At 39.9% G+C, this 15,726-nt stretch carries 15 protein-coding genes; 3 read left to right on the forward strand and 12 right to left on the reverse strand.

The window, feature by feature from the left end:
* Window positions 1-13 precede the first annotated feature (13 nt).
* A complete protein-coding gene (locus HCJ66_RS00330; RefSeq protein WP_187131356.1) occupies window positions 14-1,555 on the reverse strand; it encodes a glycine betaine uptake BCCT transporter in 1,542 nt (513 codons plus the stop codon).
* A gap of 148 nt (window positions 1,556-1,703) precedes the next feature.
* Entirely contained in the window at window positions 1,704-2,264 is a 561-nt protein-coding gene (locus tag HCJ66_RS00335) for a TetR/AcrR family transcriptional regulator (RefSeq protein WP_187131357.1), read from the reverse strand.
* A gap of 169 nt (window positions 2,265-2,433) precedes the next feature.
* Between HCJ66_RS00335 and HCJ66_RS00340 the strand changes: the two genes are divergently transcribed.
* Window positions 2,434-3,366, forward strand: coding sequence for a ketopantoate reductase family protein (locus HCJ66_RS00340; protein WP_187131358.1), 933 nt, complete (start codon window positions 2,434-2,436; stop codon window positions 3,364-3,366).
* 44 nt (window positions 3,367-3,410) lie between these two features.
* On the opposite strand, the gene ispG is transcribed toward HCJ66_RS00340, so the two are convergent.
* Together ispG and HCJ66_RS00350 are read right to left on the reverse strand one after the other, a co-directional pair.
* Window positions 3,411-4,523, reverse strand: coding sequence for a flavodoxin-dependent (E)-4-hydroxy-3-methylbut-2-enyl-diphosphate synthase (ispG, locus tag HCJ66_RS00345; RefSeq protein WP_036094132.1), 1,113 nt, complete (start codon window positions 4,521-4,523; stop codon window positions 3,411-3,413).
* Window positions 4,524-4,769: 246 nt separating this feature from the next.
* Window positions 4,770-5,558: a DUF1189 domain-containing protein gene (locus tag HCJ66_RS00350; protein ID WP_181675499.1), complete on the reverse strand. Its 789-nt coding sequence runs from the start codon at window positions 5,556-5,558 to the stop codon at window positions 4,770-4,772.
* 375 nt (window positions 5,559-5,933) lie between these two features.
* Here HCJ66_RS00350 and HCJ66_RS00355 point away from each other — a divergent pair, with 375 nt between their 5' ends.
* Window positions 5,934-6,542 (forward strand): superoxide dismutase, encoded by a 609-nt coding sequence (locus HCJ66_RS00355; RefSeq protein ID WP_222717370.1) that lies wholly within the window; start codon window positions 5,934-5,936, stop codon window positions 6,540-6,542.
* A 189-nt stretch (window positions 6,543-6,731) separates the two neighbouring features.
* On the forward strand, window positions 6,732-8,891 hold the full coding sequence (locus HCJ66_RS00360; RefSeq protein ID WP_187131359.1) for a penicillin-binding transpeptidase domain-containing protein: 2,160 nt from the start codon (window positions 6,732-6,734) through the stop codon (window positions 8,889-8,891).
* Window positions 8,892-9,297: 406 nt separating this feature from the next.
* On the opposite strand, the gene HCJ66_RS00365 is transcribed toward HCJ66_RS00360, so the two are convergent.
* The 8 genes from HCJ66_RS00365 to HCJ66_RS00400 form a co-directional block, all read right to left on the reverse strand.
* Entirely contained in the window at window positions 9,298-9,693 is a 396-nt protein-coding gene (locus HCJ66_RS00365) for a hypothetical protein (protein WP_187131360.1), read from the reverse strand.
* Between the two features lie 150 nt (window positions 9,694-9,843).
* Window positions 9,844-10,290 carry a hypothetical protein gene (locus HCJ66_RS00370; protein ID WP_187131361.1) on the reverse strand — a complete coding sequence of 149 codons (447 nt, stop codon included), beginning with the start codon at window positions 10,288-10,290 and terminating at the stop codon, window positions 9,844-9,846.
* A gap of 10 nt (window positions 10,291-10,300) precedes the next feature.
* The gene (locus HCJ66_RS00375; protein WP_187131362.1) at window positions 10,301-10,804 is read right to left on the reverse strand and encodes a hypothetical protein; all 504 of its coding nucleotides are present in this window, start codon (window positions 10,802-10,804) and stop codon (window positions 10,301-10,303) included.
* 42 nt (window positions 10,805-10,846) lie between these two features.
* Window positions 10,847-11,278 (reverse strand): hypothetical protein, encoded by a 432-nt coding sequence (locus HCJ66_RS00380; RefSeq protein WP_187131363.1) that lies wholly within the window; start codon window positions 11,276-11,278, stop codon window positions 10,847-10,849.
* Window positions 11,279-11,332: 54 nt separating this feature from the next.
* Complete coding sequence (locus tag HCJ66_RS00385) at window positions 11,333-11,800, reverse strand: hypothetical protein (RefSeq protein ID WP_187131364.1); 468 nt, start codon at window positions 11,798-11,800, stop codon at window positions 11,333-11,335.
* 200 nt (window positions 11,801-12,000) lie between these two features.
* Window positions 12,001-12,444, reverse strand: coding sequence for a hypothetical protein (locus tag HCJ66_RS00390; RefSeq protein WP_187131365.1), 444 nt, complete (start codon window positions 12,442-12,444; stop codon window positions 12,001-12,003).
* A gap of 69 nt (window positions 12,445-12,513) precedes the next feature.
* Window positions 12,514-12,984, reverse strand: a complete 471-nt coding sequence (locus HCJ66_RS00395; protein ID WP_187131366.1) for a hypothetical protein — start codon at window positions 12,982-12,984, stop codon at window positions 12,514-12,516.
* A 68-nt stretch (window positions 12,985-13,052) separates the two neighbouring features.
* Window positions 13,053-15,281 (reverse strand): glycoside hydrolase domain-containing protein, encoded by a 2,229-nt coding sequence (locus HCJ66_RS00400; protein ID WP_187131367.1) that lies wholly within the window; start codon window positions 15,279-15,281, stop codon window positions 13,053-13,055.
* Between the last annotated feature and the right edge of the window lie 445 nt (window positions 15,282-15,726).

Here is a 15,726-nt window from a genome sequence, read left to right on the forward strand (position 1 = left end):
GTCCATCATACCTCTAAGAATTTGACTTGCGCAAGGATTTTGGTTTGATATAGAGGCCAAGGTCGCGCCGTTCTTTTCGCAATGCTTTGGACAGCGAGAGCATCATCAAAAGCATGATAAACGAAAACGGTAGGGCGACGATGATCAGCATATTTTGCAAACCTTCTAAACCGCCACTGAAAAGTAGAATCGATGCGATCAGCGACTGGATAATGCCCCAAATAAATTTGACACGGTTGGCAGGGTTCATCACGCCATTCATTGTTTGTATACCGAGCACGTATGTCGCCGAGTCAGCAGATGTGATGAAAAATACGCCAATCAAGAAAATCGCGATTACAGATAATAGTGAACCAAGCGGCATATGGTTGAATGTCCCAAACAGGACTTCTTCTGTTTTCAGTTGTGTTAAGTCGAAGCCAGCACGTTGCACCGAGGTAGAGGCAGTTCCGAAAACAGAGAACCAAATGACACTAAGTAACGTTGGTAATAAAATAACACCAGCTAAAAATTCACGAATTCGGCGACCTTTGGAAACCCGCGCGATAAAAATACCGACAAATGGTGACCAAGAAATAAACCAAGCCCAGTAGAAAATCGTCCAGTTATTAATCCATTCACGACCCGCCGCATCCACTGGCGAAGTTCGGAAGCTCATACCGATAAAATTTTGCATATAAGCGCCAGTAGCGTCGGTCATCATGTTCAGCGTCAGCAGAGTAGGCCCAACGATAATCACAATAATCATCAGCAGAACCGCCAACACCATGTTCGTATTGCTGAGCCACTTTATACCTCGACCAAGCCCACTCATGGCAGAAGTCAGAAACAGGACGGTAACGATGGCAATAATGATAATCTGAACTTTAAAACTCATTGGAATATCGAATAAGAAGGATAAACCACCGTTGATTTGCGTTGCGCCAAAGCCGAGCGTCGTTGCGACACCAACAATCGTCGCGAATACTGCTATTACATCAATTGTCACACGGACAGAGGGTTTCATCCATTTTCCAAGAAGTGGATCAAGCGTTGCACTGATTAGTCCTGGCTTGTCCTGTCTAAACTGGAAGTAGGCCAACGTTAAGCCGACGAAAGCGTAAATCGCCCAAGCATGAATTCCCCAATGAAAAAAGGAGAAACGGAAGGCGTCCATTAATGCCTGATTCGTTCCAGATTCTGCCTCAGGACTCGAAATCGCGTAATGAGATAATGGCTCCGTCGCGCCCCAAAAAACAAGCCCAACGCCCATTCCAGCGCTAAAGAGCATGCCGAACCAAGAAATAGTTGAATATTTTGGTTTTTCTCCGGCTTTACCGAGTCTGATCGATCCAATCGGACTAAAAATCAAGTAAAAACAGAAAATAACGATGACTGAAACGAAAATTAAGTAGTACCAGCCAAATGTTGTCGTAATAAAATTTTGAATGTTCGCAGTTACGCTAGCTAAACCTTTTGGTGTTAGAATGCCGATTGTAACGAAGATAAGCGTGATGGCTAGCGTAATCCAAAACACATTTGTAATTTTGTGCGAAGTTTCCTTTTTTGTTCCCATAATTCCTCACTTTCATTGCTAGATAAATTTCTGTGTAGAATCTAGCAAATAAACAAGAACGAAACGATGAAAATAGTTCCATTCAGGTTTGTATTATAGTTGACCTTAACTATGGTAACAAAGATTGACGGTGAAAGCAAATGAGCCTCTACTCTTTAGGCATAACAAAGGTAAGGATTTCGTCAGCCAAATTTTCCGGTGTTAGTTCTGGAGATTTTTGGACCCAGAATTTGGTCGCATCGTAAATTGCACTGCTAATAATGGTTGCCATTAAGTTTCTCGATAAGCTATTTTGTTCCGGCGAGCTATTTTGAAGCATGGTCGTGATGATATCTTTCAATGTCGCTCGTACAGTCGTTTCAATCAACGAAACAACAGATGTGTAGCTAATATGGCATTCTTTGTAAACGGCAGCCTGGTAATCACACATGGATAAAATTAATCCACGAATGGTCAGCTCAGTCAATTTCAAATGAGCGGGAGTCTGGTCGGTAACAATCTGTGTAAAAGCCTCGGTTACAATGAACTCTAAAAGTAGATATTTATCTTCAAAATGCGCGTAAAAAGTTGTGCGGTTCACCGTTGCTTTCGCCGCGATATCCTTGACTGTGATTGTTTCAAAATCCTTTTCCTGAACCAATTCCAAAAAAGCATCAATAATTAATTGCCGAGTTCGTATGACGCGCGGATCTTTTTGCTTTAAAGTCATCTCTCATCCTCCAAATTCTTTCCCACCAATTCAAGTAAAGTGTCCATTTAAGCAACATAATCGCCAATCTGATGGTTGTACTAAATACGATAGTATCATAAAATCATATCATACACAAGTTGCTTTAACAACAAGTGTTGAGTAACCTACGGAAGATGAGGCGAATAGAATGACAGGACATAAAGAACGTATCTTAATTTTTGGCGCAGGAGTTATTGGTGGAACTTACGCGATTTCATTCATAGAGGCGGGATATGAAGTGACGATGTTGGCACGTGGTGAGCGACTTCAAACGTTGCGAGAGAAAGGTTTGCAATTTAATAAAAAAGGAGAAACAAAAACGGTTACAATTCAGGTTATTGAAAAACTAGAAGTAAGCGATGTCTATGATTTTATCTTCGTTCCGGTGAAATATGAACAAGCAGAATCGGCATTATGGGCATTAAAAGATAACCAGAGTAAAAACATTGTCACATTGATTAATAATCCGAGTGGGTATGAAAAATGGGAGCAAATTCTCGGGACAGGGCGGCTTTTACCAGGTTTTCCAAGCGCGGGAGGCGAAATCAAAAACGGCATCTTACATTCCCAATATGGACCGAAGCTGATTCAAAAAACGATGTTTGGCGAAATAGACGGTCAGGATTCAGAGCGCGTCCGCAAACTGGCACAACTTTTCCGAAATGCGAATATCGCTTATTCAATTTCTGACGACATGGATGCGATGCAGAAAACACACGTAGCCCTCGTTGCCGCACTTTCCAAAGATATGTATGCTGAAAATGGACTGAAAACGCAAGCCGAAGTAATAACCGCAACATCCATCGAGCAAATAGCTTGGACGATGAAGAACTATCTGACAGCACTAGAACGAAGCGGCGTCGCTATCAATCCATCTAAAATGAAAATGTTGCAACGGATGCCAGTCGGTTTGTTGCGTTTCTTATTAAAACGCATACTCACATCGAAAATCGCAACAGATGTTTTATTTAGTGATCACGCGGTGAATATGAGCGCTGAGGTTGAAAGTATGAATCAAGATTTACTATTATTCTTTGCAGAGCATGATATTTCCGCACCCGCTTGGAATACGAAATTATAACAAAAAAAGTCGATCGCATTCGTAGCGTCGACTTTTTTGTTATCTTATTTTGCTGCTTCAGCTTCCTCAGCAGCTTTTTTAGCGAAATATTCTTCGGCTAGGATATCGATTTCTTTCTTCAATTCCTCAACCATTGTTTCTTCGGGAACTTTACGAACGATTTTACCGTGACGGAAGAGAAGTCCTTCACCACGAGCACCAGCGATTCCGATATCGGCTTCACGAGCTTCACCAGGACCGTTTACGGCACAACCAAGCACGGCAACTTTAATCGGCGCTTTGATTGTGGAAATGTATTCTTCTACTTCATTCGCAATGCTGATTAGATCGATTTCGATACGACCACATGTGGGACACGAGATAAGTGTCGCAGCATTGGACGAAAGACCGAATGATTTCAACACTTCACGCGCTACTTTGATCTCTTCTACAGGATCAGCAGACAGGGAGACACGAAGCGTATTTCCGATGCCTTTGCTAAGAATCGCACCAAGACCGACGGCACTTTTGATACCTCCAGCGAATTGTGTACCTGATTCTGTGATACCCAAATGTAGCGGGTAATCAAATGCTTTCGACGCCAAATCGTACGCTTCGATTGCCAAGTTAACATCGGATGCTTTAAGCGAGACGATGATATCATGGAAATCGAGGTCTTCTAGAATTTTGATATGATCGAGGGCGCTTTCTACCATACCTTCTGCTGTAGGATAACCGTATTTCTCGATGAATTTCTTCTCAAGACTACCAGCGTTGACCCCGATACGAATCGGAATCCCTTTTGCTTTGGCCGCGTTCACGACTTTAACAACACGATCACGACGACCGATGTTTCCTGGATTAATCCGGATTTTGTCGACACCAGCATCGATTGCTTTTAAAGCTAAGCGATAATCGAAATGAATATCAGCTACGAGTGGAATCGAAATTCTGCTTTTTATTTCTGCAAGGGCATCCGCCGCGCGCTCATCAGGGACGGCAACACGAACAATTTGGCACCCAGCTTCTTCGAGACGATGAATTTCAGCAACAGTTGCCTCTACATCGTGTGTTTTCGTTGTTGCCATACTCTGGATAAATAACTCATTACTACCGCCTATGGTCAAATTACCAACCTTTACGGGCCGCGTATTTGATCTATGTGTTCTTTCTGTCAAAGCGATTCGCTCCTTATAATCCTAACTTGCAGGATTTGTTATTATTAATGCATTACTAATCATACCACTATTCGTGTGAAAAATCATCCATCTTGTTTATTAAAAATTGGTGAGAAAATGGCATTGTGTCACCATTATAAGAATTTGAAAAGGCTAAAAAAGGAAACTCTAACACCAATTATTATACATTGTATCAAATGGAAAGACTATATCCAGTCGCGCCAGATACAGTCTTTTCCGATTGAACTATTTGACAGGTTGCTTCTGGTCTGTCGGTGGAATTTGCCGAATAACTAGGAAAATAATGAAGAAGCTAACGGCCATGTTGATAGTGGAGAGGTACGGAACCGCGATTTGGAACCAATACATAATCATCGTGAACACAGCAGCAAGCGTCATACTGTACGCCGCAATATTCCAGTTGTTGAAATAGCTGATTCCCATACGACCAAATCCGCTCATAATGTAGCCGAATAGGGCATAGAGTGCGACTTTGAAGAAGGACACAAGAATCATCGCGATTAAAATAATACCGAGTAAAATCGGGATAAAGTATTTTGACAAGTCTTCCATTGACTGGTAGAAACTCACCAAATCATCTTTGGATTTAATTCCCGCAGTCGCATAACTTACAGATTGATCCACACCAGGCGCTTTAATATAAATTTTGTCTGATAAAAAAGCAATCGCGCTGTCGGCAGAACCAAGCTGGTTGTCGACTTGATCTGTAGTCAAACTATCCGTCGAGTCAAAGTAGAAAAATACGCTACCCTGGTCGATGGTGATTGGTTTGTCCGCATCAGAAACGAGTTTTCCATCCTCCACCGTGAAATCAGGAATGTCGTTTTTGATCGTATCCGCACCAACTTTCATCGCATCATTTGCGGCAGTTGCTGTGTGGTAGCCGATTGGTAAAAAAATCAGAATCGAAATGAGAATTATGTAAAGAATCGATTTCCATATTTTATCCGCTCGAAATGTGGCAATGTCTTCTGGGGAGTAGATACTTTTTGCAAAACGTTTGAAAATATTCATTTGTTTGTGATGCACCTCATTCTTGGTTTATTTATATAGTAGAAACAAAAAACTTAGTTAAATAGTTTGGTTTCTTTTCTTTATAATAGCTTGAAATTGGAAGGATTGCAATGGTTGAGGGTGTTAGTTGTATAAAAATCATGCTATGGTAGTTGAGAGGAAAGGTTATGAGTGAAAGCACAGAGAGCATTCGTTCATTGCCCTAACCAATTTTTTGGAAACTGACGAGCCTGCTCAGATTTTCAGATAAGCATTTAAATTGCAACCGTCGTCTTGTAGTGATAACCTTGTACTTGTAGGGAAAAGTGGACTAAGTATCTCATTTGGAAGTGCTTGCTTTTTCGAATAAACATATATCAAGGAGGAGTTTTTATTATGACATACGAATTACCTAAATTAGCTTACACATACGATGCTTTGGAGCCGAATTTTGATAAAGAAACAATGGAGATTCACTATTCGAAACATCATCAAACATACGTAACGAAATTAAATGATGCATTAAAAGGACATGACGATTTAGCCGCTAAATCTATCGAGGACTTGGTTGCTGATTTAAATAGTGTTCCTGAAAACATCCGTACTGCTGTTCGTAACAATGGCGGCGGACATGCGAACCACACATTCTTCTGGGAAATTCTTAGCCCTCAAGGTGGCGGCGAACCATCTGGAGCTTTAGCTGATGCGATTAATTCGACATTCGGTAGCTTCGAGGAATTCAAAACGAAATTCGCTGATTCAGGCGTTGCACGTTTCGGTTCTGGTTGGGCGTGGCTAGTAGTGAAAGATGGCAAATTGTCTATCATCTCTACAGCAAACCAAGATTCACCGTTAACAGAAGGCTATACACCAGTTATCGGTCTTGACGTTTGGGAGCACGCATACTACTTGAAATTCCAAAACGTTCGTCCAGAATACATCAAAACTTTCTGGAACGTAGTAGATTGGAACAAAGCTGGCGAGAATTTCAACGCAGCAAAATAATCTAAAATAAGAGCCGTGTGCGTGAAAATGCATGCGGCTTTTTTGCGTGGAATTTGGAATGGCGTCCAAAGTTAAAGATGCCTTTAACTTTTCTTAATGATTTTCTCATCAAACTCTAGTGGTAATCTCGCCAAAATTCAGATACAATAGAGTATAGATGAGTGCTGAAAAAAGGAAGGATTGTGACACGTGAAAAATAGATTTATTAAAAAGACCGACAAACCGAAGAAGAAAAGGCAAGTGATTCCGCTACGCTTGAACATCCTATTTTTCGTGATTTTTATATTATTCTCAGCCTTGATTTTGCGCCTAGGTGTGGTTCAAATCGTTCAAGGGGAAACATATAAGCGTCAATTAGAGGAAACGGATGATGTCAGCGTGACGAAAAATGTGCCGCGTGGTGTTATTTACGACCGGAATTATAACCTATTAGTGGGGAATTCAGCCGTGAAATCGATTACGTATACGCGTAGCCAGAAAACACAAGCGACAGAGATGATTGCTGTGGCGAAGAAGTTGGATAAACTAGTCGCGATTACGCCCGAGAAATTGACGGAACGCGATTTGCAAGATTATTGGATTTTGACGCATCAGAAAGAATCCATCGCACGACTTAGCAAAGCCGACCAAACTTTGGACGGCGGAAAAGTATATAAGAAACAAATTGCAGGCGTGACGCCAGATGATTTGGCTAGTCTGACTGACGAGGACAAACGTATCGCGACAATTTACAAGAAGATGACGGCGGGTTATGCGTTATCGCAAGTCGCACTGAAAAGTAAAGGCGTGACGGATGCGGAAATCGCGAGGGTAAGTGAGAACTTGGAAAGCTTGCCAGGCGTTGATACGACGACTGACTGGAATCGTTTTTATACGTATGACGAAACATTGCGTTCGATTTTAGGCAGCGTGTCGACGGAGAAACAAGGTATCCCGAGTGACAAAGTGGATTATTACTTAGCACAAGGTTACAGCCGGAATGACCGCGTTGGCCGGAGTTATTTGGAAGCACAGTATGAATCTGTGTTAGCCGGACAGAAATCGAAGTCTAATAGTGTTCTGGATAGTAGTGGGAATATTATTGAGACGGTTGAGAAGTATGAAGGTTCCAAAGGTAAGGATTTGGTCTTGTCTGTGGATGTTGAATTACAGAAAAAAGTAGAAGAGATTTTAAGAAAAAACATTAAATTAGCTAAATCCTATGGTGGTTCAGACTTGCTTGACAGAGCTTTTGTGGTAGCTATGGACCCTTATACAGGGCAGGTATTGTCATTAGCCGGTCAAAAAATTGAGGATACCGGAAAATTTGAAGATTATTCATTAGGTTCGTTTACAACTGCATATAATATGGGTTCTGCCGTAAAGGGAGCTACTGTCTTAAGCGGTATAATGGACGGTGCAATTACTGAGAATACTGTTTTTACAGATAAACCTATTAAATTTAAAGGGACAGACCCAAAAAGTTCTTGGTTTAACCGTCACGGAGAAAGACCGCTTTCACTAACTCCTGAAAGTGCACTTGAAATATCTTCGAACTCCTATATGTATCAGACAGCGATGAAGATGGCGGGGGCTAAGTATGTTTTCGAGGGACCGTTCAGAGCCTCGCCAAAAACATTCAATGAAATGCGTTATTATTATAATCAATTTGGTCTTGGTGTGAGAACTGGAATTGACTTGCCAGGAGAACAAGTTGGATTTAAAGGTGACGATAAGACTGTAGGTAAAATCCTTGATTTTGCCATTGGTCAATATGATTCCTACACTCCACTACAGCTTGCACAATATTCATCTACTATTGCCAATGGAGGTCATAGAATTGCGCCCTCCATGTTAAAAGAAATTCGTGATCCGAGCTCTAATGGGGACACTGTTGGAAAGGTAGCAACTGAGATTGAACCCAAAATTTTAAACCAAATTGGAGCGCCGAGTTCCGCAATAAAAACGGTACAGGATGGTTTCTATGATGTAACTCACGGCTCTAACGGTACAGGTAAAGCATACTTTAAGAATGTGCCAGTACCTGTTGCTGGTAAAACGGGAACAGCTCAAGCTTTTTATGATGGGCCAAAGACAGAAAGTAGAATGGCAGATGTATGGAACACGACTTTTGTGGGGTATGCTCCTGCTGAGAAGCCTGAGATAGCGATTTCTGTTGTTATCCCCTGGCAGTACAGAGGTGAAACGGATCAATCGAAAGTTAGTTTGAAAATTGCTGAACAAGTTTTTGAAACATATTATGATCTAAAAAAAGAAAGAGCTGAATCGGGTAAAGATTCCTCAAAGGTTGACCAGCCAATTAATAATAAGGCAGCAGCGGCGAAAGCACAGTCAAAACTAAATGATTAAAAGCTGCATTCATAACTCACTACCATTTATAGTGGCTATGATAAAATGTTATACAACATAAAATACAGATCAAGAATCTGAATCAGGTTCTTGATCTGTATTTTGCTCGTCTAAAAAAGTTCTTCGATTATCTCTGTACATTTAAATAGTGTGTTAGCTCTGCGTGGAATACAGGATAGGACCAATCGGTATTTACATGAACATCATATTGTCCAGATTTAAGCCCCTTTAATGAAAAAGAAGCAATTATTTCCAAGGATAATATAGATTAATTTGTTATAATAACATGTATGGGATATTTTTATTCCCAATTCTGATACAAATTAACTTTACTTGGCTAATTTGCCATTTTTAAATTTTTTTTGCATAATAGTTTGAAATTATTCATAGTTTATACTAAATAGGGTCAATTCCACTCACCCAATTCACTCGCAACCATCTGAATAATTCGATTTTGCATGTTATATGCAGTTCGACGGCTTACGTGGATTTTTTGTGCGATGCCTTCCATTGTTGCGTTGGAGTTGGTGCGCCAATATCGCAGTTTAATGAATTCGTGGTACGGATCACCGAGCGAGTTCAGGTTACGGATGACATTCTCTATACATCGCACTACGGTTGAAAGCCTTTCAATCCTAATATCCAGATGAAGCGTGTTATGGGAAGGGGATTGCGGATTTTTGTCGTGAGTTAAGTATTGTGTTAACTCATTGATACGCTCCATCATTCGGGGATAATTAATAATCTCATGCTCGATATAACGATAAATTTCTTTCGGCATGGTTTTAGTTGCTGTTGTCATATTATGACCTCCATTCATCTTTAATATAGGTTTATTATACACCTGATTTCATGTCTAAACCTGTCTGAAATCGCCCATCTTTATTTTTATTTTGGACAGTAAAAAAGCATCGAAAAACGCTATTATATCAACGTTTTTCGATGCTTTTATTTAGAAATCGATCACTGCATTTTGTAATTCTTTTAAGTAACGTTTTTTTAGAATGACTTCGATGACTTGTACGATTCGGTCATATTTTCGTCTGCGGTGAGTTAATATAGAATGTGAGGGTAATGGCACCTTAACTATGACAAGAAATATTTCGAGTAGCATTGCTAATACAATACAAGGAGCAATGAGTAGAATTAGAGGGTTTGTTTGATACATAAAAACAAGATATACTGCTAATCCCCCTAAAAATGAATTGCTTAAAATAGGAAAAAAGGCGTTGTAGGGGGTTAATGATCTAGTTCCAGAAAGATATGATTTTAACCTTTCTAAATCTTCTATAGTTAATTTTCTTAAATTTTCCTGTAATTTGATTTCGTTATCGCCATCCTCACAGATAATTTCAATGAGATGCGAAAATCTTTGGAGATCAGATTTAGGTATTTTCATCGTAATCCTCCTATAGATTGCTATCAACTGTTTCAATATTTTCGTTTGGAGAGAATGCCTCTATTGTGTTTTGTAATTGATTTTCATAACGTTGATTTTCATAACGTTGATTTAGTATTATGTCTGCGATTGAAACGATGCGATCGTATTTAGTTCTGTTAAATGCAAGTTTTATTTGTTGATGTATTGGTTTTCTCGCTAATAGCAGGTGAAAGAAACTCAGTAGACAAGTGAAGAAGAATAAAGCCCAGAAAAAGAATACGACTAAGTTAGATTGATAAAGGTTAAAGAGAAAAATCATCATCCCTGCCAAAAATGAGCCCATTACGATTTCTCTCTGTCTAACTGCAACAATGCGTGTGCCGCTTCCTGAAAAATAGGTTTTTACTTTTTCTAATTCTGTTAGAGTGAGTCGGTTTAGTGCGTACCAAATAGCTTCAATATTATCTGCTTGTTCGATTAAACCCGTTAAAAGCTTTGTGAAGTTGTCTAATTCCGCTTTGGGTGTTTTCATTTATGTACCTCCTAGGTTGTGTAGCTAAATCCAGATTTCAGATTATTTCTTTCGTACTTCTGCATAACGTTCAGCTAAGATTATATCAATGAGGTTAACAACACGATCATATTTACCTCGGTCAATGGCCAGAGCCAAATTAGGTCTAACCGGAGTTGTAACTACTGGCCGAACCAATTCGATAACGCAAATCAGTAAGAATGCAACTGCAATAACTGCTACAAAGAAATGATTTTTAAACATATTGAGAAGAAAAATCATCATGCCTGTGATAAAAGAGCCAATCACTATTGTTCGTAGTTGCTGAAATGAAGTTCTTTTACCTGTTCCGGAAAAGTAGGCTCTGGTTTGTTCTAGTTCCTCTAGTGTCAGGGAGTCTAAGGTTGCATTTAATGTAGTGATATCATCAGCTTGTTCCGTAACGGTTGAAATCAGCTTGGAAAATGGTTCTAAGTCTTTTTTTGTAATTATCAAGTGGTCGACCTCCTGTTGTAAATCTACATCACAACTATAGTATTTGTTGACAGCTTAATTAATGTTCTTCAAAATTAGAAGATTTTTTAATGCATTTTGAAAATCTTTTCTATATCGTTCATCCAAAATAATAGCTGTCAAGCTGATAATTCGATCATATTTACCTCTGTTCATTGCAATTTCCAGAAAGGATTTTGTTGGTGCTTTTAAAGTAGAGCGGAAGAAAATTAAGATGCATGCTAATAAATAAGCGATTCCAAGGAAAAGAACTAGCAATTCTGCTTGGAATTTTATGAAAAAGAAAACGGTCATGCCAGAAATGAAGGAAGCCATAGAAATTTGCAAGAAAGTTTTTGAAAAGGTTCGAATACCACTTCCTGAAAAATATGATTGCACACTCTCTAACTCCTCAGCACTTAACTTGTTCAGATTATAAACCATTGTTTCTGTATCAGATGTATCAGCTTCAAGAGAAGTAATTAGTTGTGCGAGTTTAGTTAACTTATGTTTAGGTGTCTCCAAAAATGCTACCTCCTTATGTAAATTAAAAATCTACACCCATTATACAACGGATGTAGATTTAATAGTATTATTTAGTAGATGATTTGTCTAGAAAATCTTTATTGTCTGTTTGTTCGATTAAACTTGTTAAAAGCTTGAGAAGTTGTCTAATTCTACATTGAGTATTTTTATTTATCTACCTCCAAGTTTGTGTAGTTAAATCAAGATTTCATACTATTTTTTCGTACTTCTGCATAACGTTCAGCTAAGATAATATCAATGAGGCTGACAACACGATCATATTTACCTCGGGCATAAGCTAACGATACGCTAGTCTTAACTGGAAAAGTCAGGGCTGTTCTGAATAATTCAATGACACAAGCTAGCAGAAACATAAACGCAATAACAGCTACAAAGAAATATTCTTGAAACATGTTGAGAATAAAAATCATCATACCTGCTATAAAAGAACCAATAATTACTGCTCTCAGTTGATGAAATGATGTTCTTGTACCCGTTCCTGAGAAGTAGGCTTTAGTTCGTTCTAGTTCTTCCAGTGACAAAGAATCTAATGTTTCGTTTAATGCTGTGATGTCGTCAGCTTGTTCCTTAACGGTTGAAAGTAGCTTGGAAAAAGGTTCTAATTCTTTTTTTGTAATTATCAAAGTTGAGCCTCCTAATCTAACATTGCGTACAAGTGTAGTTCGATAGGTGATACAGTTAATTGAGAATTTTTATCCGTTCTTCTCAGAAAACTTAGCGTCTACTGCTGCTATATCTTTCTCATATTGCTTATTTAGAATAATATCAGCCATAGCCACAATACGATCATATTTGCTCCTGTTAGCGGCAATTGATAAGTAATTTTTAATTGGTTTTTGTGCAAAGAAGAGGCGAAATAACTCACCAATACAGACTAGTAGGAATAGCGTTGAAAGAAGGGAAACAATAACGACATCTTGATATTTGTTTGTGTAAAAAATCATCATGCCCGCAATGAATGTACCAATAATAATGGTCCTGAGTTGAAAGAAAACTGCTCGTGGGCCATTACCAGCAAAATAGGTCTTAACCTTCTCCAAATCTTGTAATGTCAGTTTATTTAATGTGTAACAGATAGCTTCCGTATCGTTATTTCTTGCTTTTTCAATAAGTAATTCTATGATTTTTGAAAAGTCTTCTAGTTCCTTTTTATCAGTTTTCATATATTGCCTCCAACTAATGCAGAATAAAATCTAGATCCATTATATAACAGATCTAGATTTTTTTAAACTTATTTACGCGCTACTTTATCAAGGACTGATTTAATTGCTAACAAAAGAACTGCTGGGAGTAGGTCTTTACTAACTACACCTGCGACTGTCCCTCCCAGACTACCAATGACAAGTCCACCACTGGCGATGAGTCCGACAGAACTTATGATAACGCCTCCTACCAAAATCGTTTCTGCTAGGGTTGGCATCTCAGGATCCAAGTGTTGATTTCTATTATCAAACATAAAGGATACGCTCATGGATGCGCTAGTTTTATATTTATCGGTTACTTCAATTTCTGGAACATTTGCTGTGATGGTGAGGGTCAGAAGGTCTTTAACAGGTAACCACCTGACTGTAATATCTCCCACAACAATTTTTGCTGCTAAGTCTGCAATTACTTTTTTTGTATTAGTGGCATCATCTACCGTGAGTGAACCAGCCCAATTTGCTAATTCTTGCTCAAAAGAGGTACTTACTTTTCCGTCTTTTACAGAAACTTTGGAGCTACCATCGCCAGGATTACTAAGTTTTGCGCTGGCAACAAATGCAACAGTAAGGTTGGGGGTTAGAACGCGAATTTGCGTTTTTTCTAATTCCCACTCAAATGTCACATTGTCATCAACTATTGCAGCTAAGCTAGGTGTTCCATACAACACATCACGAATCCTCATCAAACGCGCACGATTAATCGCTGCGGAATTCGGCGTATCGCTTACTGGTGGTGGCGTCACGACGGAAACGCCTTTATCCACGCCGGAATAGGTTACTTTATCAATGTCTAATTTCCCGTTTCCGGTGCCGATTGACATTTCGAAATATTGGTCGAATGCCCAGTCATCAGGCATTGGGAAACCGAGGTTGCCGCTGAATCCTGTGGACATATCGGCAACAAAGACGTTATCGACGAGGCCTGCGTTTTTCAGGCGGCTACATACATTCCGAGCACCATAAACGCCGATTTGGTAGGAACGCAAATCTTGATTTTGCTTAAATGCGGCGCGTAGGTTTTGGAAGTAGGGCGTGATTAAATCTGTAATTTGGTAATCGTAGGCGTCGAGGTCGACCGCGAAATAAATCGTTGTTCCTGCTGGAAAACCGAGATTGTATGCGGCATCAATAGCTTTATAGCCATCGCTAATACCTTGAAGTGGAACCTCGAAATACGGAATTTCATAGCCGCCGTCTTGATAGATTGGGAAGATTTTCAGGCCTTTTTTCAGGATTGCGGCGATTTCTGTTGGGTTCATCGCTTTTGGAACTCGAGTGCCACCGCGGATGACATTTCCTGTTAAATAGCGGCCAACGTAGCGGTAACCGGCATTCCACAGGGTATCGATTTGGTCGGTATTCAGGACATAAGAAGTATCGCAGGCAGTCGCGCTTCGGTTCGTATCGCCAGCACTCGACAGCAGCGCTTTGAACGTGCCCATATTAATTGCGCCAGTTGTGATGCTCATTTTCATGAATTCTTGGTAGCGTTTCACGAGGTTCGTCGTCTCAGCGTCATACGTACCGCTAAATTGATTAATCGGTAGACCGTTACACGCAAGGCTGTATTGCAAAAGTAGAACGAGCGCTTTGTTCGATGTGAACGTTGGAATCAGATTGGTCAGGCTTGTCGTCGTTCCGGGTCCAAAATTACCGTTTGCCGTCGTGCGGGCCATTCCTTCTTCTTTCTGCAGGGCATAAATCAGCGAGGTGTTCGTGTCGCGGCCGTATAAACCATCGCACGGAACGAGTGCACCAATCCAAGCGCTGTAATCTCGATTTAGATTTTGCTGAACGGTGCGAACGGCGATATTGCCACCGCTTACCGTCTGGAACGCGCTCATATTGAGCAGGGATTTCATAATAATTGCTGATACGACACCATCTTGCGTCGCGAGTCCGGCGTCTTTTTGAAACATTTTAACGGCGATTTGCGTTTGTCCACCGAACGTTCCTGTAAACCCACCTGGACTGTAGCCTTTACAATAGAACGCGCCTTGCAAAATATAGTTGATGTTGCTTGGTTTGGCGTCGCTTGCTCCGATTGTCAGTGGTTTGAATGCTTTCTCCGTTCCCGGTCCGAAATTATCGGCGGTAGGTGAGATGCCAAGCTCGATTTGAAGGGCGCGAGTCAACGCATACACCGTCGTCCATCCTGTTTTCCCGTTCTCAGGAATCGTTTGATAATCGCCTTTTGCGACATAACTTTGATACGTTTTGTTCAACCAACTCTGTACTGTTTTTACCATTTCATCCATTGTTGTCAACTCCAATTCTCTATTTATGTTGTCTTACAAGAACTATTTTATAACGAAAAAACGTGTTCAAAATGCAGAAAAAATGCAAACAGATTTTCAGCTACGATAAAAATTTTCAATTTCTCCTCAAAATCCCGTGCAAAAACCTGATAATTACCGCCTTTTATGGTATGATAAATTAAATGTAACAAAACAGATTAGGATTATATTCAATGGAAATCGGCGACAAGCACTCGCATTCAGGAGATTCGGCAGACTTCCGGTTCTCACATACACGAGTATGCTCCGCTTCCGGCTTCCACCAAATCTCCTGAATACAAACGCTTTCGCTCGATTTTGAGTAAAGCAGAAATTACGTCTTACTCGAAAATTATTGGTGTTGAGGATAGTTCTAGATTTATAGTAATGATTTTCACACCCGATATTTTCGACAAAATATATCAAA

The sequence above is a fragment of the Paenilisteria portnoyi genome (assembly GCF_014322795.1).
GTDB classification, from domain to species: domain Bacteria; phylum Bacillota; class Bacilli; order Lactobacillales; family Listeriaceae; genus Listeria_A; species Listeria_A portnoyi.

What these genes read in the sequence shown, in the direction of transcription:
- HCJ66_RS00330 (WP_187131356.1), bottom strand. Translation starts at nt 1,555, where the DNA reads ATGGGAACAAAAAAGGAAACTTCGCACAAAATTACAAATGTGTTTTGG.
- HCJ66_RS00335 (WP_187131357.1), bottom strand. Translation starts at nt 2,264, where the DNA reads ATGACTTTAAAGCAAAAAGATCCGCGCGTCATACGAACTCGGCAATTA.
- HCJ66_RS00340 (WP_187131358.1), top strand. Translation starts at nt 2,434, where the DNA reads ATGACAGGACATAAAGAACGTATCTTAATTTTTGGCGCAGGAGTTATT.
- HCJ66_RS00350 (WP_181675499.1), bottom strand. Translation starts at nt 5,558, where the DNA reads ATGAATATTTTCAAACGTTTTGCAAAAAGTATCTACTCCCCAGAAGAC.
- HCJ66_RS00355 (WP_222717370.1), top strand. Translation starts at nt 5,934, where the DNA reads ATGACATACGAATTACCTAAATTAGCTTACACATACGATGCTTTGGAG.
- HCJ66_RS00365 (WP_187131360.1), bottom strand. Translation starts at nt 9,693, where the DNA reads ATGACAACAGCAACTAAAACCATGCCGAAAGAAATTTATCGTTATATC.
- HCJ66_RS00370 (WP_187131361.1), bottom strand. Translation starts at nt 10,290, where the DNA reads ATGAAAATACCTAAATCTGATCTCCAAAGATTTTCGCATCTCATTGAA.
- HCJ66_RS00375 (WP_187131362.1), bottom strand. Translation starts at nt 10,804, where the DNA reads ATGAAAACACCCAAAGCGGAATTAGACAACTTCACAAAGCTTTTAACG.
- HCJ66_RS00395 (WP_187131366.1), bottom strand. Translation starts at nt 12,984, where the DNA reads ATGAAAACTGATAAAAAGGAACTAGAAGACTTTTCAAAAATCATAGAA.
- HCJ66_RS00400 (WP_187131367.1), bottom strand. Translation starts at nt 15,281, where the DNA reads ATGGATGAAATGGTAAAAACAGTACAGAGTTGGTTGAACAAAACGTAT.